The sequence below is a fragment of the Paenibacillus tyrphae genome, from assembly GCF_024158745.1.
GTDB lineage: Bacteria > Bacillota > Bacilli > Paenibacillales > NBRC-103111 > Paenibacillus_G > Paenibacillus_G tyrfis_A.
Genome location: NZ_JAMZAW010000015.1, coordinates 160,166 through 184,688 on the forward strand (window position 1 = coordinate 160,166; position 24,523 = coordinate 184,688).

The 24,523-nt window shown below is 55.3% G+C and carries 24 protein-coding genes and 1 tRNA gene; 2 read left to right on the top strand and 23 right to left on the bottom strand.

The window, feature by feature from the left end; all coding sequences use genetic code 11:
- Positions 1–6: 6 nt before the first annotated feature.
- The 3 genes from NI000_RS22510 to NI000_RS22520 all read right to left on the bottom strand — a co-directional run bounded on the left by NI000_RS22510 (position 7) and on the right by NI000_RS22520 (position 3,588).
- A complete protein-coding gene (locus tag NI000_RS22510) occupies positions 7–1,188 on the bottom strand; it encodes a phosphoglycerate kinase (protein WP_253413643.1) in 1,182 nt (393 codons plus the stop codon).
- A gap of 267 nt (positions 1,189–1,455) precedes the next feature.
- On the bottom strand, positions 1,456–2,460 hold the full coding sequence (gene gap / locus NI000_RS22515; protein ID WP_253413644.1) for a type I glyceraldehyde-3-phosphate dehydrogenase: 1,005 nt from the start codon (positions 2,458–2,460) through the stop codon (positions 1,456–1,458).
- Between the two features lie 99 nt (positions 2,461–2,559).
- Positions 2,560–3,588, bottom strand: a complete 1,029-nt coding sequence (locus NI000_RS22520) for a sugar-binding transcriptional regulator (protein ID WP_253413645.1) — start codon at positions 3,586–3,588, stop codon at positions 2,560–2,562.
- Between the two features lie 306 nt (positions 3,589–3,894).
- Between NI000_RS22520 and NI000_RS22525 the strand changes: the two genes are divergently transcribed.
- Positions 3,895–3,969: transfer RNA gene (locus NI000_RS22525), tRNA-Arg, on the top strand.
- Positions 3,970–4,090: 121 nt separating this feature from the next.
- Positions 4,091–4,672, top strand: a complete 582-nt coding sequence (gene clpP, locus NI000_RS22530; RefSeq protein ID WP_054974995.1) for an ATP-dependent Clp endopeptidase proteolytic subunit ClpP — start codon at positions 4,091–4,093, stop codon at positions 4,670–4,672.
- Positions 4,673–4,819: 147 nt separating this feature from the next.
- Here the strand turns inward: clpP and NI000_RS22535 are convergent, their stop codons facing one another.
- The 20 genes from NI000_RS22535 to NI000_RS22630 form a co-directional block, all read right to left on the bottom strand.
- Positions 4,820–6,628 (bottom strand): stalk domain-containing protein, encoded by a 1,809-nt coding sequence (locus NI000_RS22535; RefSeq protein ID WP_253413646.1) that lies wholly within the window; start codon positions 6,626–6,628, stop codon positions 4,820–4,822.
- Positions 6,629–6,816: 188 nt separating this feature from the next.
- Complete coding sequence (locus tag NI000_RS22540) at positions 6,817–7,086, bottom strand: HPr family phosphocarrier protein (RefSeq protein WP_010500412.1); 270 nt, start codon at positions 7,084–7,086, stop codon at positions 6,817–6,819.
- A 257-nt stretch (positions 7,087–7,343) separates the two neighbouring features.
- Positions 7,344–8,273, bottom strand: a complete 930-nt coding sequence (whiA, locus tag NI000_RS22545) for a DNA-binding protein WhiA (protein WP_253413647.1) — start codon at positions 8,271–8,273, stop codon at positions 7,344–7,346.
- A 5-nt stretch (positions 8,274–8,278) separates the two neighbouring features.
- Entirely contained in the window at positions 8,279–9,268 is a 990-nt protein-coding gene (locus NI000_RS22550) for a gluconeogenesis factor YvcK family protein (RefSeq protein WP_253413648.1), read from the bottom strand.
- Entirely contained in the window at positions 9,265–10,164 is a 900-nt protein-coding gene (gene rapZ, locus NI000_RS22555) for an RNase adapter RapZ (RefSeq protein WP_253413649.1), read from the bottom strand. The genes NI000_RS22550 and rapZ overlap by 4 nt, the downstream gene beginning before the upstream one ends.
- Positions 10,165–10,483: 319 nt before the next feature.
- Positions 10,484–11,434, bottom strand: a complete 951-nt coding sequence (locus NI000_RS22560) for an ROK family glucokinase (protein ID WP_253413650.1) — start codon at positions 11,432–11,434, stop codon at positions 10,484–10,486.
- A gap of 489 nt (positions 11,435–11,923) precedes the next feature.
- Positions 11,924–12,871 carry a thioredoxin-disulfide reductase gene (trxB, locus tag NI000_RS22565; RefSeq protein ID WP_253413651.1) on the bottom strand — a complete coding sequence of 316 codons (948 nt, stop codon included), beginning with the start codon at positions 12,869–12,871 and terminating at the stop codon, positions 11,924–11,926.
- Between the two features lie 36 nt (positions 12,872–12,907).
- Complete coding sequence (locus tag NI000_RS22570) at positions 12,908–14,656, bottom strand: tetratricopeptide repeat protein (RefSeq protein ID WP_253413652.1); 1,749 nt, start codon at positions 14,654–14,656, stop codon at positions 12,908–12,910.
- Between the two features lie 163 nt (positions 14,657–14,819).
- Entirely contained in the window at positions 14,820–15,770 is a 951-nt protein-coding gene (locus NI000_RS22575; RefSeq protein WP_253413653.1) for a ribose-phosphate diphosphokinase, read from the bottom strand.
- Positions 15,771–15,882: 112 nt separating this feature from the next.
- Positions 15,883–16,710 carry a histidinol-phosphatase HisJ gene (gene hisJ, locus NI000_RS22580; protein ID WP_253413654.1) on the bottom strand — a complete coding sequence of 276 codons (828 nt, stop codon included), beginning with the start codon at positions 16,708–16,710 and terminating at the stop codon, positions 15,883–15,885.
- 68 nt (positions 16,711–16,778) lie between these two features.
- On the bottom strand, positions 16,779–17,462 hold the full coding sequence (hisIE, locus tag NI000_RS22585) for a bifunctional phosphoribosyl-AMP cyclohydrolase/phosphoribosyl-ATP diphosphatase HisIE (RefSeq protein WP_253413655.1): 684 nt from the start codon (positions 17,460–17,462) through the stop codon (positions 16,779–16,781).
- Positions 17,459–18,217, bottom strand: coding sequence for an imidazole glycerol phosphate synthase subunit HisF (hisF, locus tag NI000_RS22590; RefSeq protein ID WP_054974985.1), 759 nt, complete (start codon positions 18,215–18,217; stop codon positions 17,459–17,461). The genes hisIE and hisF overlap by 4 nt, the downstream gene beginning before the upstream one ends.
- A gap of 21 nt (positions 18,218–18,238) precedes the next feature.
- Entirely contained in the window at positions 18,239–18,967 is a 729-nt protein-coding gene (gene hisA, locus NI000_RS22595; RefSeq protein ID WP_054974984.1) for a 1-(5-phosphoribosyl)-5-[(5-phosphoribosylamino)methylideneamino]imidazole-4-carboxamide isomerase, read from the bottom strand.
- A gap of 96 nt (positions 18,968–19,063) precedes the next feature.
- Complete coding sequence (gene hisH / locus NI000_RS22600) at positions 19,064–19,672, bottom strand: imidazole glycerol phosphate synthase subunit HisH (RefSeq protein ID WP_253413656.1); 609 nt, start codon at positions 19,670–19,672, stop codon at positions 19,064–19,066.
- Positions 19,673–19,675: 3 nt separating this feature from the next.
- Positions 19,676–20,287: an imidazoleglycerol-phosphate dehydratase HisB gene (hisB, locus tag NI000_RS22605; protein WP_253413657.1), complete on the bottom strand. Its 612-nt coding sequence runs from the start codon at positions 20,285–20,287 to the stop codon at positions 19,676–19,678.
- Complete coding sequence (gene hisD, locus NI000_RS22610; RefSeq protein ID WP_253413658.1) at positions 20,280–21,569, bottom strand: histidinol dehydrogenase; 1,290 nt, start codon at positions 21,567–21,569, stop codon at positions 20,280–20,282. Before hisD ends, hisB begins: the two co-directional genes overlap by 8 nt.
- A 68-nt stretch (positions 21,570–21,637) precedes the next feature.
- Positions 21,638–22,279 carry an ATP phosphoribosyltransferase gene (gene hisG / locus NI000_RS22615; protein ID WP_054974980.1) on the bottom strand — a complete coding sequence of 214 codons (642 nt, stop codon included), beginning with the start codon at positions 22,277–22,279 and terminating at the stop codon, positions 21,638–21,640.
- A gap of 13 nt (positions 22,280–22,292) precedes the next feature.
- Complete coding sequence (locus NI000_RS22620; protein WP_253413659.1) at positions 22,293–23,498, bottom strand: ATP phosphoribosyltransferase regulatory subunit; 1,206 nt, start codon at positions 23,496–23,498, stop codon at positions 22,293–22,295.
- Positions 23,499–23,771: 273 nt separating this feature from the next.
- Entirely contained in the window at positions 23,772–23,891 is a 120-nt protein-coding gene (locus tag NI000_RS22625; protein ID WP_301292632.1) for a putative holin-like toxin, read from the bottom strand.
- 123 nt (positions 23,892–24,014) lie between these two features.
- The gene (locus NI000_RS22630) at positions 24,015–24,521 is read right to left on the bottom strand and encodes an acyltransferase (RefSeq protein WP_253413661.1); all 507 of its coding nucleotides are present in this window, start codon (positions 24,519–24,521) and stop codon (positions 24,015–24,017) included.
- Positions 24,522–24,523 lie beyond the last annotated feature (2 nt).

The following is a 24,523-nucleotide window of genomic DNA, read 5'->3' on the forward strand; positions in this document are numbered from 1 at the left end:
CGCCTCCTATTTATCGTTTAAAGCCACGACGCCTGGAAGCGCCTTGCCTTCCATAAATTCAAGAGAAGCTCCGCCGCCGGTGGAGATGTGATCCATTTTGTCGCCGAGATGGAATTTCTCCACAGCCGCCGCCGAGTCGCCGCCGCCGATGACCGTATAGCCGGCCGTCGCCGCGCAAGCTTCCGCTACCGCTTTCGTTCCGTCCTCGAACGGCTTCAATTCGAATACGCCCATCGGTCCGTTCCATACGACCAGCTTGGACTCCGCAATCGTTTTGGCAAACAGCTCGCGGGTTTTCGGTCCGATGTCGAAGCCTTCCCAATCCGCCGGAATTTGGTCGACGTCTACAATTTTCGCGTTCGCCGAAGCGCTGAAATCGTCGCCGACGACAACGTCAACCGGCAGCAGGAAGTTCACGCCTTTTTCCTTGGCTTTACGCTCGAATTCCTGCACCAGCTCCAGACGGTCGTTGTCTACGAGGGACTTGCCGATCTCGTAGCCTTTCGCTTTGAAGAAGGTGTAGGACAGCCCGCCGCCGATGATGATGTTGTCTGCAATCTCGATCAGCTTCTCGATGACAGCGATTTTGTCTTTCACCTTCGCTCCGCCGACAATCGCGGTGAACGGACGATCCGGATTGTTCAGCGCTTTGCCGAGAACGTCGAGTTCTTTTTCCATCAGCAATCCGGATACGGCCGGCAGATGATGCGCGATACCTTCTGTGGAAGCATGAGCCCGATGCGCAGCGCCGAACGCGTCATTGACGTACAGATCCGCCAGTTCGGCAAAAGCTTTCGCCAGCTCCGGATCGTTCTTCTCTTCGCCCGCATAGAAACGCACGTTCTCAAGCAGCAGCACGTCGCCGTCGTTCAGCTTGGCAATTTGCGCTTTGACTGCGTCGCCAATCGCTTCGTCCGCCTTCGCAACCGGCTTGCCGAGCAGCTCGGCCAAGCGTGCCGCAGCCGGAGTCAGCCGCATGTCTTCCACGACTTGTCCCTTCGGACGGCCCAAATGGCTGGCCAGAATGACTTTCGCTCCGCGATCCGTCAAGTACTTGATCGTCGGCAGCGTTTCGCGAATCCGCGTATCGTCGGTAATTTTTCCGTTCTCCAGCGGCACGTTGAAATCGACCCGGACAAATACGCGCTTACCGCTAACTTCTACGTCACGAACGCTTTTCTTATTCATCTTCCATGCCTCCCAGCGGTTTTGTCTCTTCCTACCCACACACAAAAAATTGTGGGGACGGTCCCTCGGGCTAAGAAAAATATCTCGCGCGGCAGCAAATGGGATGTGCCGTAGAGCGTTAGCGCGGCTCCTTTGAACTCTCGTTTCCTCAACTACCCTTTAAATCAAGAAACGAGAGTTCAACAGAGCCCGGAGGTACATCCCATTTGCCCCGTCATAGCGAGATCTTTTTCAAATGCTTCTCAGAACATCACCACAATTTTACCATTACAGACCTTTTTTCGCGATAAAGCTTACGAGATCGACGACACGGTTGGAATAGCCCCACTCGTTGTCGTACCAGGATACCACTTTCACCATGTTGTCGCCGACAACCATCGTGGACAGTGCGTCGATCGTGGAGGAAGCCGGGTCGCCGTTGTAGTCGCTGGATACGAGCGGCTCTTCGGAGTAGTTCAAGATGCCTTTCAGCGGACCATTAGCCGCTTCTTTAAGAGCGCCGTTGACTTCGTCTACCGTTACGTTTTTGCTCAGTTCAACAACGAGGTCCGTAACCGATACGTTCGGCGTAGGAACGCGCATCGCCATACCATTCAGCTTGCCTTTCAGCTCCGGCAGTACGAGGGATACGGCTTTCGCAGCGCCAGTCGTCGAAGGAATGATGTTTTCAGCAGCTGCACGAGCGCGGCGCAGGTCTTTATGCGGCAGGTCGAGCACTTGCTGGTCGTTCGTGTAGGAGTGAACCGTCGTCATCATGCCTTTAACGATACCGAATTTGTCGTTAATAACTTTGGCGAAAGGAGCCAAGCAGTTCGTTGTGCAGGATGCGTTGGAGATGATCGTATGTTGAGCCGGATCGTATTTATCTTCGTTAACACCCATAACGACCGTGATATCTTCGTTCGTTGCAGGTGCAGAGATGATAACTTTCTTCGCTCCGCCTTTCAGGTGAAGCTCGGCTTTCTCTTTTGCGGTAAAGATCCCTGTGGATTCAACGACGATTTCAACGCCATTTGCAGCCCAAGGCAGGTTTTCCGGATTGCGCTCGGCGAACACTTTAATCGTTTTGCCGTTTACGATGAGCGCGCCTTCGGTAGCTTCCACCGTAGCGTTCAGACGACCATGCGTCGTGTCGTACTTAAGCAGGTGAGCCAACGTTTTTACGTCCGTCAAGTCGTTGATAGCGACGATCTCCACCTCAGGATTGCCAAGTGCTGCGCGGAATACGTTACGACCGATACGTCCAAAACCGTTAATACCAACTTTTACCATGTTGAAAGCCTCCTAGAAATGATTTGGTGTCCGCTGCTCCCGGCAAGGTTTCGTAGAATTACGACCGCGGCAGCGATATGTCAAGACAGGCAGAGCCCGTCAAGATAGCAAGCGATTGACAACTTCCCAGGCAGCCGCCTCGTCGGTGACCAGCACGTCCTCGTGACCGTGCTTCAATACCGAAGTGATCGACTCGCCCTTGCTTTTGCCTCCGGCAATTCCGATCACATGGTCCATGCGGTGAATGTCTTCGATACGCAGCCCGATGGTCGGCATTTTGTGCAAAATGTTTCCGTCCCGGTCAAAATAGTACCCGAACGCTTCTGCAAGCGCTCCGTCGCGCCGCAGGCTTTCGGTCGTCTCCGGGTCCACCTTGCGCCGTCTGGCCATTACCATAGCTTCTCCGATGCCGTGAACGACAATCCGCGCGCCGCGGATGAAGGCGATGATCTCGGCGATGTGGTTGTCCTGCATCAGCGATTGATAGGCTTCCTCTCCGAGATGGTCCGGCACGTGCAGCAGCCGGTAACGGCCGCCGGCCTTCTTCGCCATCGTCGAGGCGATCGTGTTCGCCTGAAGCTCGACGCTTTCCCCGAGTCCGCCGCGGGCTGGTACGAACCAGCAGCCCTTCATCGGAGTCGCCGGCGTCAAATGATAGGCCACTTCAGCCATCGTGGAGCCGCCGGTTACGGCAATGGTCTCGTCCTCGCCGACCAGCTTCCGCAAGACGGAGGCGCCGGCACGGCCAAGCTCTTTCTTCGTATGAGGGGAAACGTCCGAATCGCCAGGGACGATGATCACCTGCTTCAAGCCGAAGTGCGAACGTATGCGTTCTTCCAGCTCGGTCAGACCGAACAAGTCTTTGACGAGCGGTTCGAGCCGCTCCAGCAGTTCTCTGCCCGACACGCTGATCCGCATGCCGGAAGCTTCGACTTCGATCAAGCCCTGCTCCTTCAGAAAATCCACTTCTGCGCGGAGCACCCGCTCCGTCGCTCCCACCGACAGCGCCAGCGTCCGACGGCCCACCAAACCGGATACCATGATGTGATGCAGGATCGTATATCGCTTCTTCATGGTGTCGACCAGATCGGGCAAAAGCTGCTTTTGAATGTCGAGGATTTCTCTCATGGATTCACACCCGCTTAAGATTGCAGCTTAGTTGGACGTTTTTTGTCCCGGTGCTGCATTTTAAGTCCCACATACTCTAAAAAAAGTACTAAGTTGTTTCACTTAGTGTCCCCATTATAACCCATTCTTCCCTTCGCATCAAGTGCCTTCGTCACCATTCGACATTCCGTTACCCTCCGAAGCCGCTATTCTTGCGGCAATCGAGGTTGGAAAATTTTTTTGTCGCCAAAAGGTTGCTTTTCTTGGGCTTATGGCTTATAATAATTTTTGCTGTCACTTATGAAACACAGCACACGAATTGAATATGCGCCCGTGGTCCAATGGATATGACGTAGGCCTCCGGAGCCTGAGATCAAGGTTCGATTCCTTGCGGGCGCGCCATTTACACACCAATCAGTTTGTGCAAAACTGGTTTTTTTATTTTCTTGGTTTGACCTTTCTTGACCTTTGTTTGTTTTTCGTATATGATGGTTATAGTTTGAATATAAGGAGGCTGCAGCCGATGAGTTTTATTCCAATGGTCGTCGAACCGGATGCAAGAGGAGAACGCGCTTATGACATCTATTCGCGTCTGCTCAAGGACCGGATTATTTTTCTCGGAAGTCCGATCAACGATGTTGTAGCCAATTCGATTATCGCGCAAATGCTGTTCCTGGCCGCAACCGATCCGGATAAAGACATCAGCTTGTATATCAATAGCCCTGGCGGCTCCATTACGTCGGGGATGGCGATCTATGACACGATGCAGTTTATCAAGCCGGACGTGTCCACGATTTGCGTCGGCATGGCGGCATCGATGGGCGCCTTCCTGCTGGCTGCGGGAGCGAAAGGCAAACGCTTCGCGCTGCCGAATAGCGAGGTTATGATTCACCAGCCGCTCGGCGGAGCCGAAGGCCAAGCCAGCGATATCGAGATTCGCGCGAAGCGCATCCTGAAAATGCGCGACAAGCTGAACACGATTCTCGCTGAGCGAACGGGCCAATCGTTCGAACGCATCGAGAAAGATACCGACCGCGACAACTTCATGTCCGCAGAGGAAGCTCAAAACTACGGCTTGATCGACAAAGTTATCGAACGCGTATAACCCGATCAAGTTAGCACGAAAAGCCCGGCCGTTCCACAGCGCATCTTTGGATGCCTCGTGCGAATGGCCGGGCTTTTTTTACATAGAAAAAAGGCCTTGCTCCGAAACCGCATTGGCGGCTGAAGAGCAAGGCCTTGTTATTTACCTTTATTCCGCCGCACGTTCGTCGAGCGGATAGAAGATCAGTTCGATCGGCAGCGCCGAGCCGGCCGGCGGACTGAATTCGATATCGAGCGAATCTTCTTTGCCCGTCGTTTTGGCCAGAATCTGCATACCGTCGAATGCGGTCATCACGCCGGATGGGGGAGCCAGACGGATATCGCCGTTAATTTTGAACGGTCCTTTGTATACGCCGCCTTTCGGCAAAATCATGACGGCCATCTTCCGGGGCTTATCGGCATGAATCTTATAAACGACGCCGTAGTTGCCGTCGTTCTTCACTTCCATCTTGCGCATCGGATCGTATCCCGGCTGGAACGGATCGGTAATTCCGTCGCCAATCAAGAGTCGGGACGGCTTCGTAAAGGAAGAAGCATCGATCTTCCACGTCATCTCGGACACCGGGAAGGAGCCTCTTACATGCCCCTCAAAAGGAAGCAGCGGCAGAGTCAGCGAATTTTGGGAAATTTCGCGGTCGGCCACGAACGAGAACTGCACTTTTCCGTCGGTCTCGACATCATAGAACAAGTTAACGCCTTGATCCGGATAGAAGTCCGGCATTTGCTTGTAAATGAACGTTTGGTGAGCCGGAATCGTCATCGTCTCGTTGATCTGGTCGTTCATCAGAAAATCGACCGTCGCTTCGCTGCCGATCAAATTCGCATACACCGAAGGCCACACTTCGCCTTTGTTCGTCGTTTTGATCGTAATCGGCTTGTCTGTCAAGTTTTTGGCAAGAATCGCCATGCTGAGCTTTTCCTTCGTCCCGTTGATGTGGTCGGCGTACAGACGGCCTTTGCCTTCCACTTCATCCTGGTACAGAACGCCCCGCTCCGTGAACGTCTCCGGGCTGTCGCTGACAAGCAGCTTACGCGAACGATCTTCACTCACCGTCTTCGGCAGCTGCGGCAGCTCCCAGAACGTGCCCCAGAGCATGCTCCAGTCGGTCTTGATAAACGAGTCGACCGGCTTCATGAAGATCGGATATTCAAGCGCACTCAGATAAGTATCGTTGCTGATCACCAGATTGCGGGTATAGGTCTCACTTTTGTTGCCGTGAATATCCCATACGGTCAGCGTGATCGGATACGTCCCCGGAGTGAAGAAAGCTTCCTGCTTTCCGGTCCACTCATACCGCGCAATGCCTTCCGCATCCGGATCATAGCTCAGATCCACGTATTTGACCGGTTCCCCGATCTTGTAGCTCGGCTGGGCGAACGTAAATTTCGCTACCGGATTCGAGTTGCCCCGATTCGGATCGAAAATCCCCGTTGGTGCCTTCACATGCAGCACTTCTACGCGGCGCAGCTCGTTGTTGTACGTATACTTCGCTCCCATGTAATCGGCCAGCCAAGTCAGCTTAATCATCAAGCGGCCGTTTACGATCGCAGCTACGTCATCGAACTTCATCCAATAGCCGTTAATCCACACCGACTTATTGTCGATGTCGATCATAATGTTGTGGCTCGGCGTCACCATTTCGATTTGGCGCGTCTTATCGTTCCATTCGACCTTCATCCCGAACGCATCGCCCAAAAACTTGGCAGGCACGAACGTCTTGTCCTTCAGAATCGTCGCAGGCGCATCCAGCTTCACCTGCTTGCCATTCAAGAAGGCATCGGGCTTATCGATATACAGCAGCACATAGGTGGTTCCAGACGACATCGGCGCCTCTTTCTCTGTGGCGGACGACATCGGCGCCTCTTTCTCTGCGGCGGATGCCAGCGGCGCAATGCCAAACGACAGCAGCATGGCCATAACCAGCAGAACGACCCATTCTTTCTTCAACGGCTTCATTCCCTCTACTCCTCTTTCTGCGCTTCTAGTGGTGCCCGATACAGAAAAAAACCTTTTCCGGTTCAAAGACACGTCAAATTAGACGCATCAGCCCAAAAAAGGTTGCGCTTTATTTCCAAGTATCCTATGTGACAAAATAAGGAACGCCGCAAAGAAAAAAGCTTCCGGATCGGAAGCCCTGTGGCGGTTTATTGGTTTTCCAGCTCTTCCTTGCTGACCAATGTGACTAAAGCGTTTACAGCCTGTTCGGCGTCCGAACCTTCTGCACTTATGTGAACTTCGGTTCCTGTGCTGATGGCCAAACTCATAATGCCCATAATACTTTTCGCGTTGACCTTCTTCTCGTCCTTCTCCACAAAAATCTCCGAAGAAAACTTATTCGCTTCCTGCACGAAAAGTGCTGCCGGTCTGGCGTGAAGGCCTGTTTTCAACTTGACGACTACTGGGCGTCTCGACATGCAACCAATACCCCCTACAATCTTTAAATTCCTAAAATAAGGAAGGGCATAACGCCCTTAACGTAAACGAATACATCGTCCTGCAGGACATAGACAAACGGTCTACCAACGATTTCGGCATTGAAGCGCAATCTGGAAGTCAGTCTACCCGAAACCGATTTAAAAAAGCGATTTTTCAAACATTATATCATTTTTCGGCAGTTTGCACTAGAATTATTGCAAATTTACACAAAAAATCTATAATTGGCCGAATCTACTCACGATTTCCGCAGCTTTTCAGCCAATTCATCGATCTTACGCAGCCGATGGTTAACCCCGGATTTGCTGACTTTGCCTTTCAGCAGATCGCCGACCTCTTTGAGGTTCATATCCGGATGCTTGAGCCGGATTTCCGCCACTTCCCGAAGCTTGTCGGGCAGGTTATCGAGCCCTACTTCCTTCTGCAGCAGCCGGATATTGTCGATCTGCCGGACGGCGGCGCCGATCGTCTTGTTCAGATTGGCGGTTTCACAGTTGACTAAGCGGTTCACGGAATTGCGCATATCCTTCATTATCCGAACGTCCTCGAACCGGAGAAGCGCTTGGTGAGCGCCGATCAGGCTTAGAAACTCGATGATCCTCTCGCCTTCTTTGATGTAGAGGACGAAGCCCTTTTTCCGCTCGATGCATCTGGCGTTCAGATCAAACTCGTTGGCCAGCCGCACCAGCGCCTGACAGTGCTCCTCGTACATTGAATAAATCTCCAGATGGTACGACGACCCCTCCGGATTGTTCACGGAGCCGCCAGCAAGGAATGCTCCGCGCAAGTAAGCGCGCTTGCAGCAGCTGCGTTTAATGATATCCGGCTCGATGCCGGGAGTGAACAAAAACCCTTCGGAGACGATATGCAGCTCCGACAACAGGTTCTGCACTTGATTCGGCACGCGTACGATATACACGTTGTTTTTTTTCAACCGCATTTTTTTGCGGACGAGCAGCTCGGTATGCACCTTGAACGATTTTTTGAGCAGCGAATAAATGCGTCTGGCAATCGCGGCGTTTTCCGTCGAAATGTCGAGGACGATCTTCTGGCTGGTCAACTGCACAGCCCCGTTCATGCGGATGAGAGCGGACAGCTCGGCTTTCTCGCAGCAGCGCTCCGACTCCGTCATGGTCAGTTCTTTTTTCGTCTGGGCGGCGAAGGACATGGGAATCACCTCTTCTTGAACATCCAGCTCTCCACCAGTTGATAAATATGTTGACTCAGCTTCTCGGCGTCATGACGCAGATAGGTCCGGAACAGAACGAGCTGATCGGCAATGACCTTATAGCCCTGCTTGGTCACTTCATCCAAATCGAGCGGAACGATCTTGGCCCCTTGCTCGGCATACTTGCTCTGCACCTGCTCCGGGATGTCCCCGTTGTTCACGATCACGTAATCGAACAGCTCGCTGCCGACGTGGTCGCGCACCGCTTTGAGATGGTCGCTGACCTTGTAATCGTCGGTTTCGCCCGGCTGAGTCATCACGTTGCAAATAAAAATTTTGAGCGCATTCGAATCGACGATCGTTTTCGCGATTTCCGGCACCAGCAGATTGGGCAAAATGCTCGTATACAAGCTTCCCGGACCGACCAGAATCGCGTCCGCCTCCCGCAGCGCCTCCAGCGCCTCCGGGAGCGCCCGAACGTCCTTCGGCTCGATGTACAGCTGACGTATAACGCCTCTTGCCTTCGGGATATTGGATTCTCCCTCAACAATCGAACCGTCCTCCATCAACGCCCGCAGCACGATCGAATGATCGGAAGCCGGAAGAACGCGCCCGCGCACGGCCAGCACCCGGCTTAACTCGCGCACGCCGGTGACGAAATCGCCGGTGATGTCGCACATGGCTGCCAGCATTAGGTTACCCAAACTGTGCCCTGCCAATCCGTTGCCTTTATCAAAACGGTAATCGAGCAGCTGACCGAGCAGCGGCTCCACGTCCGCTAGAGCAGACAAAACGTTGCGGATGTCGCCCGGCGGGATCATCTCCAGCTCCGACCGCAAAATGCCCGAGCTTCCCCCATCATCGGCTACGGTGACAATCGCCGTAATGTCCACGGGCTTATGCTTTAGCCCCCGGAGCATGACCGACAGCCCGGTTCCCCCGCCGATCACGACGATGCGCGGAATGTACGTTTCCCTCTCCCGGTCAAACGTCATTTCCTCACCTCAACCCGGTCGCGTTCGGAATCGCGGTGGCTGACCCGAACGACTTCCGTTTCGCTATTGCCCATCATTTTACCGAGATATTCGGCAATCGCCACCGAACGGTGCTTACCGCCCGTACAGCCGATGCCGATGACGATCTGGCTTTTGCCTTCTTTCTTGTACTGGGGAACGAGAAAGTGGAGCATGTCGAGCAGCTTCGCGAGAAACTCCTGGGTTTCGGTCCACTTCATGACATAGTCATACACATCCGGGTCCTGCCCGGTGTTGGGGCGCAGATTGTCCACATAATGCGGATTCGGCAAAAAGCGGACGTCAAAAATAAGATCGGCGTCGATCGGAATGCCGTACTTGAAGCCGAACGAGATGACGTTGATCGAAATGCCGCTGTTTTCGAGGTTGGTGAACCGGGATATGATTTTTTCCTTCAGCTGCGCCGGCTTCAGGTTGGATGTATCGATCACCTGCGTAGCATGGCCTTTGAGCTCCTCCAACAGCTTGCGCTCCTGATGAATCCCTTCCAGCGGGGCTCCCGTCGGGGCCAGCGGATGCTTGCGCCGGCTTTCTTTATACCGCTGCACCAACGTGGAATCCATGGCGTCGAGGAACAAAATCTCGTGCGTCAGCGTGTAGTTCTCGCTCAAGTAGCGCAGCGATTCGGACAACGAAGTGAAAAACTCTCTCCCCCGCAGGTCGATGACCAGCGCAACTTTGCCGATCCGGCCTTTGGACTGCTCGATCAGCTCGGCAAATTTGGGAATCAACACCGGAGGAAGGTTATCCACGCAAAAAAAGCCCAAGTCTTCCAAGCTCTGCACCGCAATCGTCTTGCCGGCTCCGGACATGCCCGTAATGATGACCAGCTTTCCGAGAGTTTGCATTTCTTCCATGGCTGCTCCTCCTGAGGACGCTCGGAGATCCGGTGTATGGCTAGCGCGTCGGTAAAGGCCCTTCGGGTCCTGTTTAAATCGCGTTCCTATCAATTACTCACTAAGGCGGGAACGCGATTTAAAAGAGACCACGTAAACTCTACGGCCTCTTCACCGCCGCTTTCGCCTACGGGATTCCTCGCTATATATCTGTTGGCGCTTTGAAATTAGTCGCGCCGGTTGTTTATACGTAAAAATGCGGCCCGGGTTCCGGGCTTCAGCGGTTTCCAGACCAATGCGCAGGCTTCATGAGCCGTGCAGTTCTGTCAGCCTGCCTTTATTAGCTGTGCAGGTTGAGGCCCGCTGCGCCGACGACGCCGGCATCGTTGCCGAGAACGGCCGGGACGATGTCCACGCCTTCTTTTGCCGTCTCTTGGGCATGCTCGTTGTAATACTTGCGGATCGCGTCGAACAGGATGTCGCCTGCTTTGGATACGCCGCCGCCCACGATAAAGCGCTGCGGGTTCAGAACGACGGAAATCGCCGCCATCGATTTGCCGAGATACAGCGCAGCGCGGTTAATGATCCGCAGCGCCGTTTCGTCGCCCGTTTTGGCCGCGTCGAACACGTCTTTCGCCATAATGTTCTCGACAAGCGCCAGAGACGTATGCTCGCCCCGCTCCACCGCTTCTTTAGCCATGCGGATGATGCCTGTTGCCGACGATACGGTCTCCAGACAGCCTTTCTTGCCGCAGCCGCATTCGATTGCTTCGAGATCCGGCACAACAACCATGTGGCCGAGCTCGCCGGCCATGCCGTTATAGCCCTGGTAGATGCGGCCGTGGATAATGACCCCGCCGCCTACTCCGGTGCCCAGCGTATAGCAGACGACATTCGGAATGCCCGCGCCTGCGCCGCTCCATGCTTCTCCAAGCGCAGCGACGTTGGCGTCGTTGTCGATTTTGACCGTTTTGCCAAGCTTCTCTTCCAGAATCTTCTTGACCGGCACGTTGCGCCAGCCCAGGTTGGGCGACAGCTTGATGAAGCCTTCGGGAATATCCATGAACCCGGCGATTCCCGCACCGATGCCAGCGACCTGCTCCCATTCGTATGGAGATTCGTCAACCAGCTTACGCACATACTGCGCGATATTTTCCAGCACTACCTCTGCGCCATGTTCGGTACCGGTCGGACCTTCGTACGTTTGCAGCAGCTTGCCCTGCTCGTCGCACAATCCGACTTTAATCGCGGTTCCTCCCAAATCGACTCCTACATAAACACGTTCTCCCATACCTGTCGAATCACCTCGTACCCTATCCGTTATCTATAAGCTCCTGTTCCAACTATAAGCCAACCTACCTAGAAGGTCAAGATTAGCCAAAGGGAAGCCGGAGACTCCTCCGAGAGTGTGTCGAGAAAGTGTCAATGACCGCTTTCCAGCCGCTTAATCGCCGGAGAACCGCCCCGCGAAGCTTTAATACGGAAGGTAATTTTTTTAGATATAGAATTTATAAGTTATCAGCGGAGCTGATTGAATTCTATATCGCAAGAAAAGCTTCCACTAAAACACGAATGTATCTTCCTCGAAAAGGCTTCGATAAGAAGCTTTTCTTAACGATATAGAATTTATAAATTTTCAGCGAAGCTGAACAAATTCTATATCACAAGAAAAACTTCCGCTAAACCGCGGTCGCTCATCCATGAATAGACTTCGATAGAAGCTTTTCTTATAAGCATGAAAAAGGCGCAGAACGCAGGGTTCCACGCCTAAATGGCGTTGTTACTGGGACTTGCTCCAGTCATGCACCATATGCCCTTCCAGGAACTTCTCGCAGTCGAGCGCCGCCATACAGCCGCTGCCGGCTGCCGTAATCGCTTGGCGGTACTTGCTGTCCTGCACGTCGCCGCAGGCAAAGACGCCTTCGACGTTGGTCAGGGACGTACCCGGCTTGACCAGAATGTAACCGACTTCGTCCGTAACGATTTGCCCGCCGAGGAAGTCCGTGTTCGGCTTGTGGCCGATCGCCACAAAGATACCGTCGGTTTCGATAATTTCCTCTTCGCCGGTCTCGTTGTTTTTCACCTTCAGGCCGGTTACGCCTTTTTCTCCGGAAATGACTTCCAGAGGCGTGCGATTCAGGCTCCATGTAATTTTTTCGTTTTGGCGCGCGCGGTCCTGCATGATTTTGGAGGCGCGGAGCTCGTCTCTGCGGTGCACCAGGCGCACTTCCGTCGCAAAACGGGTCAGGAAGTTCGCTTCCTCCATCGCCGAGTCGCCGCCGCCCACGACGATGATCTTCTTGCCGCGGAAGAAGAAGCCGTCGCATGTTGCACAGGTGCTGACGCCGCGGCCGATGCTTTCCTTCTCGTTCGTAATGCCGAGCAGCTTCGCCGAAGCGCCGGTCGAGATGATGAGCGATTCGGCTTCGATATCGCCGAGGCCTTCCACATTAAGCTTGAACGGACGCTTGGACAGATCGACCTTGTTCACCCAGCCCGTTTTGAACTCGGCTCCGAAACGCTCCGCTTGCTTCCGCATGTTGTCCATGAGCTCCGGGCCCATGATTCCTTCCGGGAACCCCGGGAAGTTCTCGACTTCGGTGGTCGTCGTCAATTGTCCGCCCGGCTCCGGTCCTTCGATGACAAGCGGATTCAGGTTGGCGCGGGCCAAATAAATGGCAGCCGTGAGTCCCGCCGGGCCGGTTCCGATTACGATCGATTTGTACATAGAGGTTCCTCCTATCGCATCTTCTTGATCTCTATATTAAGATTGAGACTCCATGCCGGTCAATTTTTTGAAAATGGCATCCATTTTCTCCTTCAGACCGCAAGCTTCGTCGATCAGCTTCGCATTCTTGCTTACCGTCGCCACCGACACCCCGTAACGCTCCGCCGCCTCATGGTAACTGATCGGGCGCCGGTGCATCTTCGCCGTCAAATATTCAAGCGCAGCCGCCCAGCCCTCGACCTTGGCCATCTTGGGCACGTTCGGAAATACCCGCGATAAATATTCTACCCAAAGCGTCTGCAAATCGTACTGCTGCACCATATCGTAACGCCGGGCCATATGCCGCAGTGCCGTTTCCATGATGGCCTGCCATTTGCTCTCCCACACCGGAAGCCCCGGAGAGAACGGCGACGGCGCGACCGTCGTCGCCTTGCCATTCAGCATGGCATTCAGCGGCTCCTTCATCCCGATGCTGCGCAGCACGAAGATCGCCACCTGCTTCAAGTAATCGTCCTCGTCCGGCAGCATAATAAATTCCGTCAGCGCATCCTTCACTTCGTCGTCCGCAATCAGACCGAACGCTTGGATCACCTGCAGCTTCGTATCCCCGTCTCCGTAACGAAGCGCCCAGAAGAACGACGACCGGACAAGCGGATCTCGCTTCATATGCTCCGGCAGTCCGCCCTCGGCGCGCTCCAGCCCGCGAAATTGTTCCTCGAACGGCAGATGGTAGTGGTAGCTTACCGGAGGCTTTCTCGTTTCTTCCCGGTGCTTATCCAGCAAATTCAGATAGAACTTCGGGATTTCCGAGCCCGGATCGAATTTCTCCGCCTGCTTCCACTGCCGCTGCGCTTCTTCGTACCGCCCCGTATTGTAAGCGGCTACGGCGGTGTAATGGAACAAGCAGGGATCGAGACCCGCTTCGCCCGTTTTCAACAGCCGCTTGAACAGACGGAACGCTTTCTCATGCTCGTTTAAGATCCCCATCGTCGTGGCCAGCTTAAAGACGTGGTCCTGATGGAACGGGTACGTTTTGCGCAGCACTTCGAGCAATTCGGCCAAGCTCTCCCGGTCGCCGAAATGCTGGTAGAAGATCGCCAGGTTGCAGAGCGCATGCAAATTGCCGGGCTCCATCTCCAGCACCTGCCGGATCATGTCGACCGACTTGTCGAAATGCCCCATATAATAATATGCCAAGGCCAAGTTGTTGCGCGCGGCCATAAAATCGGTATGCTTGCTGATGATATTTTCCAGGAGCCGTACCGCTTCGGAGAACTTTCCTTCCTCCAGCATCGAGCGTGCCCGGTCGTGATCGAACAAGCCTTCCCGGCTCTTGATCGTCGACAGCTTCGCGGGGCGGTCCAGCTCGTAGCTTAGCAGCTCCATCATTTCCTCGGACTCTTCCAGAAACTGTCCGGTCGGATCGTTCTCAAGGTAATGAATAATCGCTTTTTCCGCCGATTCGTAATTTTCCATGTTGGCAAAATTGTTCGCCATATAGAAATAACATTCCGTCATCATCGGATCGATCCGGTCCAGTACGTGCTGCAAAATGCGGTTGGATTCCTCGTAATTTCCCATCTCGGACAGCAGCCCGGCCAAGTTGCAGTGATTGACCGGATTTTCCGGCTCGTACTCGGCCGCACGACGAAAATATTTCAATGCCTTATCATAATGATAACGGTCCAAGGACTGAACGGCTTTTTCGAAAAAGAACGTGGCGTCCATTTTCATCGGTATGACATTGGTGCTGGGTTTCGGCAGCACACGTTTTTTCTTCTCCATAATTCAGGCACCTCCGTGACCCGTCCGGAATTACATGAGAAACCCGCCTGTGCATTTCAGAGCTTCATTTCTACATCGCCGGAGTAATAATGATTCCTAAGTATAACACAATCCGGCCCAAAACCGTAAGGTTTCGACAGCCGGAGTCGTGTGGTAATAATTATTATACGCCGCCGTATTTGAACAGCGAGCTGAGCGAACCGCCGGACATGATGATGTTGATCGCGTCCGAAAGCAGATGGGCAACCGAGAGCACCCGGAATCGGTTAGGATGGTTGTCCGGAATAGCGATGGAATCCGTAATAACGACTTCCTTGATGTTCGGATGATCCAGTCGCTGCAAGGCCGGGCCGGAGAATACCGGGTGCGTCGCACAGACATAAGCGTCGTGGGCTCCGCGTTCCTTCAGGCCTTCCACGACGTTGACGATGGTCGAGCCGGTATCGATCAGATCCTCGATGATAATCGGCGTGCGGCCGGCTACGTCACCGATGACATGCGTAATGACCGCTTCGTTGTGAGCCGGTCTTTTCTTGATCATCATCGCAAACGGCGCATCGAGAATGTTCGCCATCTTCTCGGCTGTCGTCGCGCGTCCCGCATCCGGGGAGACGATGATCGGATTTTGGATATCAAGCTTTTTAATGTAATCGCTAACCAAGTCCAGCGCTGTCAAATGGTCCACAGGGATGTTGAAGAAGCCTTGAATCGCCGGGGCATGCAGATCGATCGTGATGACGCGGTCCGCACCCGCTGCTGTCAGCAGGTCCGCCACCAGCTTGGCCGAGATCGGTTCCCGAGGCGCGGCTTTGCGCTCTTGGCGGGAATAACCATAGTAAGGAACGACAAGATTGATCGTTCTCGCCGAAGCCCGCTTGGCCGCATCCATCATGACGAGAAGCTCCATGAAATTCTCGTTGATCGGATGAGAGAACGTTTGCACCAGAAAGACGTCGCAGTTCCGAATGCTTTCTTCGTAGAGACAATAAATTTCCCCGCTCTTGAATCGGGAAAGCTTGATTTTGCCGAGCGGCACTTTAAGCTCTTCGCATATGCGCTCCGCCAGTTTCGGGTTGGACGAACCCGAGAAAATCTTCATTTTGTCGCTGTACATGGTTACCTCCGCTTTTGCTTATGTTACAATGGGTCATTTGACGATGGATGGACCTTATCAAAAAGGCTCCGGTTGGCCGGTTTACACAATATTTAAAATGCCCACGTCCCCATTATACATGAAATGAAGCGAATCCAATAGGCACCATGGTGCGTTTCCTGCTTTTAAATGTGGCTAATTGGTTAAATCCTTCCTGCTGCAGCAGGTCGGTTGCCTGGTCAAGGTATTGTGCGAGCCGGTCCGGCTGGTGCGCGTCCGATCCGAGCGTTACAGGAATTCCCAGCTCGTAGGCATACCCCAGCATGCGCCGGCTTGGGAACATTTCCCCCGCCGGCATGCGTAAGCCCGATGCATTCAGCTCGATGGCCATTCCTGCATCCCGGACGGCTTCCAGCGCCTGACGCTCCAACTGTTCCACGCTCCGCTCCGGTTTGAAGCCAAACCGCTTGATCACGTCGATGTGCCCGATGTAGTCGTAAAAGCCGGTCCGGCACGCTTTACAGACTGCGTCGTAATACTGAACGTAGACCTCGTAGGCGTCCCGTTCCTTCCAGCCGTCCGTCTGCCGGTAATCCGTAATATCCCATTCGCCCAAAAAATGAACGGACCCGATCACGTAATCCCACGGATACGCTTTGATGATCCGCTCGATTTCCGCTTCGTATCCTTCGATATAATCGCCTTCGAGTCCGACCCGGATATCGATCCGGTCTTTGTATTTTTGCTGCAGGCGCAGCGCTTCTTCCACATAGTTCGGCAGTTCGTCCATCGGCATAGCCATGCCCAGGTAATAGGAAGCGGGGTCCACATGAAGCAAGGGCATGTGATCGGACAGCCCCAGTTGGTCCAGTCCGATCTCAATGCCCTTCAGCACGTACTCCTCCAGCTCTCCCGACGCATGTCCGCACCGCACATGGTGCGTATGATAATCGATGCGCATTCGAGTGAATTCTCCTTTTAGGCTACGGAAGGCGGCATGGTCACCAGCCTGCCCCTCCTTCGGCGCCATTATTTTTTGTGTCGGCGGTCCAGCTCGCGCATAACTTCGTCAAGCGGCAGCTTCGCTTCGCGCAGCAGCACCATCAGGTGGAAAATCAGGTCGCTCGCTTCGTACCGCAGCTCGTCGTTGTCGCGGTTTTTCGCCGCGATGATGACCTCGGCCGTTTCCTCGCCGACTTTTTTCAATATTTTATCGATGCCTTTTTCAAACAGATACGTCGTATACGCGCCTTCCGGCCGTTCCGCGTCGCGCTGCGCGATCACCGACTCCAGTCGGCCGAGCATGGCAAAACGGTCTGCCGACTGCGATTCTGCCGCAGCTTCCCCGCCGTCCGCCAAAGCCCCGAGCTTCACTTCGTTGTAGAAGCAGCTGTAACGCCCGGTATGGCAAGCCGGCCCCGCTTGATCTACAAGCACCAGCAGCGTGTCGCCGTCACAATCGTATTTCAAAGCCTTGACTTTCTGCACATGGCCGGACGTCGCGCCCTTATGCCACAGCTCGCTGCGCGAACGGCTCCAAAACCACGTTTCGCCCGATTCCAGCGTCAGCTTCAGCGACTCCTGGTTCATGTAGGCCATCATCAGCACGTCCTTGCTTGCCGCATCCTGCACGATGGCCGGCACGAGGCCGTTCGCGTCCCATTTGATAGCCGCCGTTAACTCCTCCAAGGTTCCTGTCGTTCGCCCGCTCACCGGACCTCCACTCCTTTATGTCTGAGGTCGTCCTTAACCTCTTCGATCGTCATCTCTTTATAGTGAAAAATAGTAGCGGCCAGCCCTGCATCCGCCTTGCCTTCCGCAAACACGTCGTAGAAATGCTCCTTCTTGCCCGCTCCGCCGGAGGCGATGACCGGGATCGATACGAGCTCCGAAACCGCCCGCGTGAGCCGCAGGTCAAACCCGTCCTTCGTGCCGTCCGCATCCATGCTCGTCAGCAAAATTTCGCCCGCGCCGAGCTCTTCGATCCGCTTGGCCCATTCGAGCGCCCGGATGCCCGTGCCGTTGCGTCCGCCGTGGGTGAATACTTCCCATTCGTTCCACTCCGGATTGTACCGGGCATCGATCGCCACGACGATGCACTGCGAGCCGAATCGCCGCGCACCGTCGGATACAAGCTGAGGATTGCGGACCGCAGCCGTGTTGATGCCGATTTTGTCCGCGCCCGCCCGCAGCAGCCGTTTCATGTCGTCCACGCTCGAAATTCCGCCGCCGACCGTGAACGGGATCGTGATTTGCCCGGCCGTCTGCTGCACGACGTTGACCATCGTCGCCCGTCCCTCATGGGAGGCGGAGATGTCCAGGAACACCAGTTCGTCGGCTCCTTCGCGGTCATAGATCGATGCGAGCTCGACCGGATCGCCGGCATCGCGCAAATTGACAAAATTGACTCCCTTGACGACCCGCCCGTCCTTCACGTCCAGACAAGGGATGATCCGTTTGGCCAGCATTTGCCGTCCTCCTTTCTGCCTTTATATCCGTCCGTGCGCTTCCTCCAGCTTGATGCTGCCGGTGTACAGCGCCTTGCCGACGATGGCGCCGCCAACGCCGTCCGCCGCATGCTGCGCCAGCCGCTCCAAATCCTCGTAACGGCTTACGCCGCCGGAAGCGATCACCGACTGCCCCGATACTTTCGCCAAATGGACGATCGCCTCTACGTTCGGACCGCCCATCATGCCGTCGCGCGAAATATCCGTAAAAATAAACGTCTTCGCGCCTTCCTTCGCCAGCTCTGCAGCAAGCTCATCCGCTTTGACCGCGGACGTTTCGAGCCAGCCGCGGGTCGCCACATATCCGTCCCGGGCGTCGATGCCGATGGCGACTTTGTCCCCGTGCTTCTGAAGCACCCGGTTCACAAACTCGCGGTTTTCGATGGCTGCCGTGCCGAGAATGATACGCGAAACGCCGAGCGACAAAATATGATCCACGTCCGCTTCCGTGCGCAAGCCGCCCCCGAGCTGTACCGGAACGTTAACGGCCTTGGCGATATCGCCGACCAGTTTGTCGTTGACCGGATAGCCCGCCTTCGCTCCGTCCAGATCGACGAGATGAATCCATTTGGCTCCTTGCGCTTCCCAAGCTTTGGCGACCTCCAGCGGATTTTCGTTATACACGGTTTCCTGATTGTAATCGCCTTGGATCAAGCGCACACACTTGCCTCCGCGAATGTCGATGGCGGGATAAATGATGAATGAAGACATGAAAACGTTCCTCCAACCTTGGAATATGAATCGCGCCGACCGTTTGGAAGCCCGACCCGGCAAGCCGGAGCCAAGCGCACGGCTGGCGAAGCGTGTCTATTTACGCGTACACAGCGCAAGAAAATTGCCGAGCAGCTTCATGCCGACGCTGCCGCTTTTTTCGGGGTGAAACTGCATCCCGAATACGTTATTGCGGCCGACGATAGCCGTCACCTGCTGATAGTAATCCGTTACCGCCAGCAGATCGCCCGGCTGCTCCGGCTTTACATGAAACGAATGAACGAAGTACACATGCCCCTCTTCTACCTCTTCAAACAGCGGGCTTGCTTGCCGGAATTCGAGCTTGTTCCATCCCATGTGAGGCACCTTGTAATCGCCTTGGAAGCGGACGACGTCTCCGGGCAGCAGGTTCAGCCCCTCATGCAGACCATGCTCCTCGCTGCGGCTAAACAAGAGCTGCATGCCCAGGCAGATGCCAAGCAGCGGCTTGCCGCTGTCCGCATAACGCTTCACGGCCGCATCCAGCTTCGATTCGCGCAGGTGCTCCATCGCATCGCCGAACGCCCCGACACCGGGAAGAATGGCTCCTTCCGCCTGAAGCAGCTCCTGCTCGTCCGAAACGATCACGCCGCGGTAGCCTAGCCGTTCCACCGCCGAAGCGACGCTGTGCAGGTTGCCCATGCCGTAATCGATGATGGCGATCATGGATTACAAGACCCCTTTCGTCGACGGCACGCCCTGTACGCGGGGATCGATGCTCGTCGCCTCGTCGAGCGCCCGTCCGAGCGCCTTGAATACCGCTTCGACCATATGGTGCGTGTTATGTCCGTAGTGTACGATAACATGCAGCGTAATCCGCGCTTCCAGTGCAAATTTCCACAAAAATTCGTGCACCAGCTCCGTCGTAAAGCTGCCGACCGTCGCCGACGGATATTGGGCCCGGTATTCCAGATGCGGCCGGTTGCTGATATCGATCGCCACCTGTGCCAGCGCTTCGTCCATCGGGATAAATACGTTGGCGTAGCGCTTGATTCCCTTCTTGTCGCCGAGCGCCTCGCGCAGCGTCTGTCCGAGACAGATGCCGATATCCTCGACCGTATGATGATCGTCGATATCGACGTCACCTTTGGCGTCTACTTTCAGATCGAACTGTCCATGCTTCGTAAACAGATCGAGCATATGATTCAAGAACGGCACATCCGTTTCGATCTCGGATACGCCGGTACCGTCTACGTTAAATGCGAGCCGGATGTCCGTCTCGTTCGTTTTGCGCGCGATATCGGCCTGGCGCCCGGCACCTTGCTTATTTTGCTCAGCCACGCTGGTCCCCTTCTTTCTTCAAGCGAATTTCGATTGCCCGCGCATGCGCGTCCAGCCCTTCGTGACGGGCCAGCGTTACAATTTTCTCCCCGTCGCGCAGCAGCGCTTCCTTGCTGTAATAGATGACGCTTGATTTTTTCAGAAAATCGTCGACGTTCAGCGGCGACGAGAACCGTGCCGTTCCATTCGTCGGCAGCACGTGGTTCGGTCCCGCAAAATAGTCCCCTACCGGCTCCGAGCTATAAGGCCCGAGGAAAATCGCCCCGGCGTTCTCGATCCGGCTCAAATAATCGAACGGCTCGCGCACGATGATTTCCAGATGTTCCGGCGCCAGCCGGTTCACGGCACGGACGCCTTCCTCAAGGCTGTTCACGGTCAAAATCGCGCCGTAATCGCGAATCGATTGCGCGGCGATGTCGCGGCGCGGCAGCTCGCTCAACTGGCGGTCCACCTCCAGGCGGACCGCTTCGGCCAGCTCCCGCGACGGCGTGACGAGAATGGCGGACGCCATCTCGTCGTGCTCGGCCTGCGACAGCAGGTCCGCTGCCACATAGGCGGCGTCCGCCGTCTCGTCCGCCAGAACGACGATCTCGCTCGGCCCGGCAATGCTGTCGATGTCCACCGCGCCGAACACGCTGCGCTTCGCCAGCGCGACGTAGATGTTGCCGGGGCCGACGATTTTGTCCGCCGCCGGAATCGACTCCGTCCCGTACGCCAGCGCAGCTACCGCCTGCGCGCCGCCGACGCGGTAGATTTCGCGCACGCCCGCTTCCGCGGCCGCGACGAGGATGTGCGGGTTGATGCCCTCCACCCCGGCCGTAGCCGGAGGCGTCACCATCACGATTTCGGGTACGCCCGCGACCTGTGCCGGGATCGCGTTCATCAGCACCGACGACGGATACGCCGCCTTGCCGCCGGGCACATACAGCCCAACCCGGCGCAGCGGACGGATCACTTGGCCAAGAATGCTGCCGTCGGCTTGCAGATCCATCCACGAATTGCGCATTTGCTTCTCATGGAAGCGGCGAACGTTTGCCGCCGCTTCGCGCAGTGCTGCCAGGAAGTTCTCGTCCACGTGTGCATAGGCGGCTTCGATCTCCTCCTGCGTGACGCGCAGCTCTCCTATCTTGACGCCGTCAAACTGCTGCGCGAACTTGCGCAGCGCGGCGTCCCCGTCCCGGCGCACCTCTTCGATGATGCGCTTTACGCTTTCGTTTTGCTCGGGCGTGCCGTATTCGACCTCCCGCTGCAGCGAAAATTCCGATGCGGGCATTACTCTCATGACCGCAGCCTCCTTTGATGTATGCGAATTTCTTTTCTATTCTTCCGGCTATACAGCCAGCTATGAGGCTATACCTTTGCCGTCACCGCGGCAATGACCGGCTGCAGCCGGTCGCAGAGCGCCTGAATGGCGTCGTTCTTCATCCGGTAGCTGACGCGGTTGGCAATGAGCCGGCTCGTAATCGCAAAAATCTGCTCATGCTCCGCCAGCCCGTTTTCCCGGATCGTGCTGCCGGTCTCCACCATATCGACGATCCGGTCGGCCAGACCGATCAGCGGGGCTAGCTCGATCGAGCCATTCAGCTTGATGACCTCCACCTGCTGTCCCTGCTCCCGAAAATACTGTGAGGCCACGTTCGGATATTTCGTCGCCACCCGCGGGTTCAGCACCGGCTGCCAATCCGGCAGCCCGATGACGGACATGCGGCAGCGCGCAATCCCGAGATCAAGCAGCTCGTATACGTCCCGGTTCTCTTCCATCAGCACGTCTTTGCCGACAACGCCGATATCCGCCACGCCGTATTCCACGTAAGTCGGCACATCGACCGGCTTCGCCATAATGAATTCCATCCGCGCCTCCGGAACGGCGATAATCAGCTTGCGCGAATCGTCCGTCTCCTCCGGGATGGCGAGCCCCGCTTCGCGGAACAGCTTGGAAGCCTGTTTATAAATACGCCCTTTGGGCATTGCCACCTTCAATAAGTCCTGCATGCGCTGCCCCTCCTTACTCCGTAAACGATATGATGTCGCAATAGCGGGAGCCATGCACTTGCAGTACGCCGTCTGCTTGCCGAACCGCATTCAGCCCTTGTTGTCCGTCCGCCAGAAGACGCGTCTCCGCAATAAAGCCTTCTCGCGAGCGGTACTCCCTTGCCTTAGCCAAGGCTGCCGCCCGATGACGCTCCGTGTAGACGATCAGCACGCGCTGCGGGGCTTCTTCCGTTTTGCTTTTGCCGATCACTTCCAAGATCCGGTTCGTCTTCAGCCCGAAGCCCGTCGCCGGCGCCGGACGCCCGAACTGCGCCAGCAGGTTGTCGTACCGTCCCCCGCTGCATACGGGAAAGCCAAGGTCCGCAGCGTAGCCTTCGAACGTCATCCCCGTATAGTACGAGAAATCGCCGATCATCGTCAGATCGATCAGCACATGATCGCTGACGCCATAGGATTCGAGCACGTCCCAGATTTCGCACAGATGCGCAATGGCATGCTGGGCGACGGGATCCTTCGTTACCTGCCGCGCCTGCTTGCAAATCTCCTGTCCCCCGCGCAGCCGGAGAATGCCTTCCAGCTCCTGCTGCACTTCGCTAGGAAGGCCCAGCGACTTGATGGTCTCCCGGTAACCGACGTGATCGCGGCTGAGCAAGCATGCCTTCAGCGCGGTCTGTGCGTCCTGACGCTGCTGCAGCGTCTCTTGGAACAAGCCGTTAAGGAAGCCCACGTGGCCTAGGGCGATCTTGAACTGCTGCACACCGGCCGCCTGCAAGCAAGCGATGGCCAAGGCGATTACCTCGGCATCGGCTTCGCTGGAAGCATCGCCTATAAGCTCCACGCCCGTCTGAAAAAACTCCGCATCCCGTCCCGCCTCGGCTTCGAACGCCCGAAATACGTTCGCTTGATACGAAAGCCGCAGCGGGAACGGATGCTCCTTGAGCAGCGAGGAGGCAACCCGGGCGATCGGCGCCGTCATATCGGAACGCATCACAAGCGTCGTGCCGTTCCGGTCCAGCAGCTTGAACAGCTTTTTGTCCTCCGTCGAGCTGGCCACCCCAACGGTATCGTAATACTCAAGAGTAGGAGTAATAATTTCTCTATATCCCCAGCGCTCCATGCACTGCATGACTTTATATTCGATGCGGCGGAGCTTGGCCGCCGCTTCGGGGAGGTAATCTTTTACGCCTGTCGGCTTTTCAAATACCTTAGGTTTGGACACCGTCTTCACCCTGCTATCTTTAATTTTGCTTTAGTGCGCTACCATACTACCAAAATAAAGAATGTAATCGTAAGTTTATCACGGAAATGCTTGATTCGTCAATGATCCGATTGCATGGAGCCGGTTGCGCGAATAAAGACAAGAGCATATAATAACAATACAAGGGAGCAACGGCGGCTACCGTTCTCCCTAGGTACAATAACCGCTTCAAAGGCGGTTGGCTGAATAAGGAATGATCGTGAAATAGACCGTATTCCCTGTGTGATGGGCGGTCTATTTCTTTTTGTTTTGGATAAGAGCGACGATGATGTTAACTACCAGCGTGAGCAGTGCAACAAGCAGCATCCCGAAGCCGATCATTAAAGTCAGCGTGTCCTTAACCTCCACAGGCATCACCTCCCTTCCGGGAGATTAGCCGACCGCCCTTGCAAGCCTTTTTATTGTACAAGCCGTATTATAGAACATAATGTTAACTTTTGCAAAATATTAAATTCGCAATTTCTAAAACGTGCAGACTCATTTATGCTTCTCGGTCAAGCGCACATCCTCCCGGATCACCCGAAGCGGATTCCCCGCTACAAAACTGTACGGCGCGACATCCTTATGCACGACCGAGCCCGCGCCCACGACCGCATGATCGCCAATCGTTACCCCAGGCAAAATCGTCGTATTCGCTCCGATCATTACATGAGAGCCGATCTTCACTCGCCCGAGCCGATATTCTTTGATCAAATACTCATGCGTCAAAATCGTCGAATTGTAGCCGATAATCGTATTGTCTCCGACCTCGATCTTCTCCGGAAAAAACACATCCACCATCACCATCAACGCAAAGGAGGCATGCTCCCCTACCTTCATCCCGAGCACGTGGCGGTAGATCCACCGTTTCATCGGCAAGGAGGGCGCATACCTGGAAATTTGGATAAAAATAAAATTGCGGACCGCCTTGAAACGGCTGATCGTCTTATATACCTGCCACAGCGAGTTCGGCCCTTCCACCGGATATTTGTCCGTGTTTCTCAAGC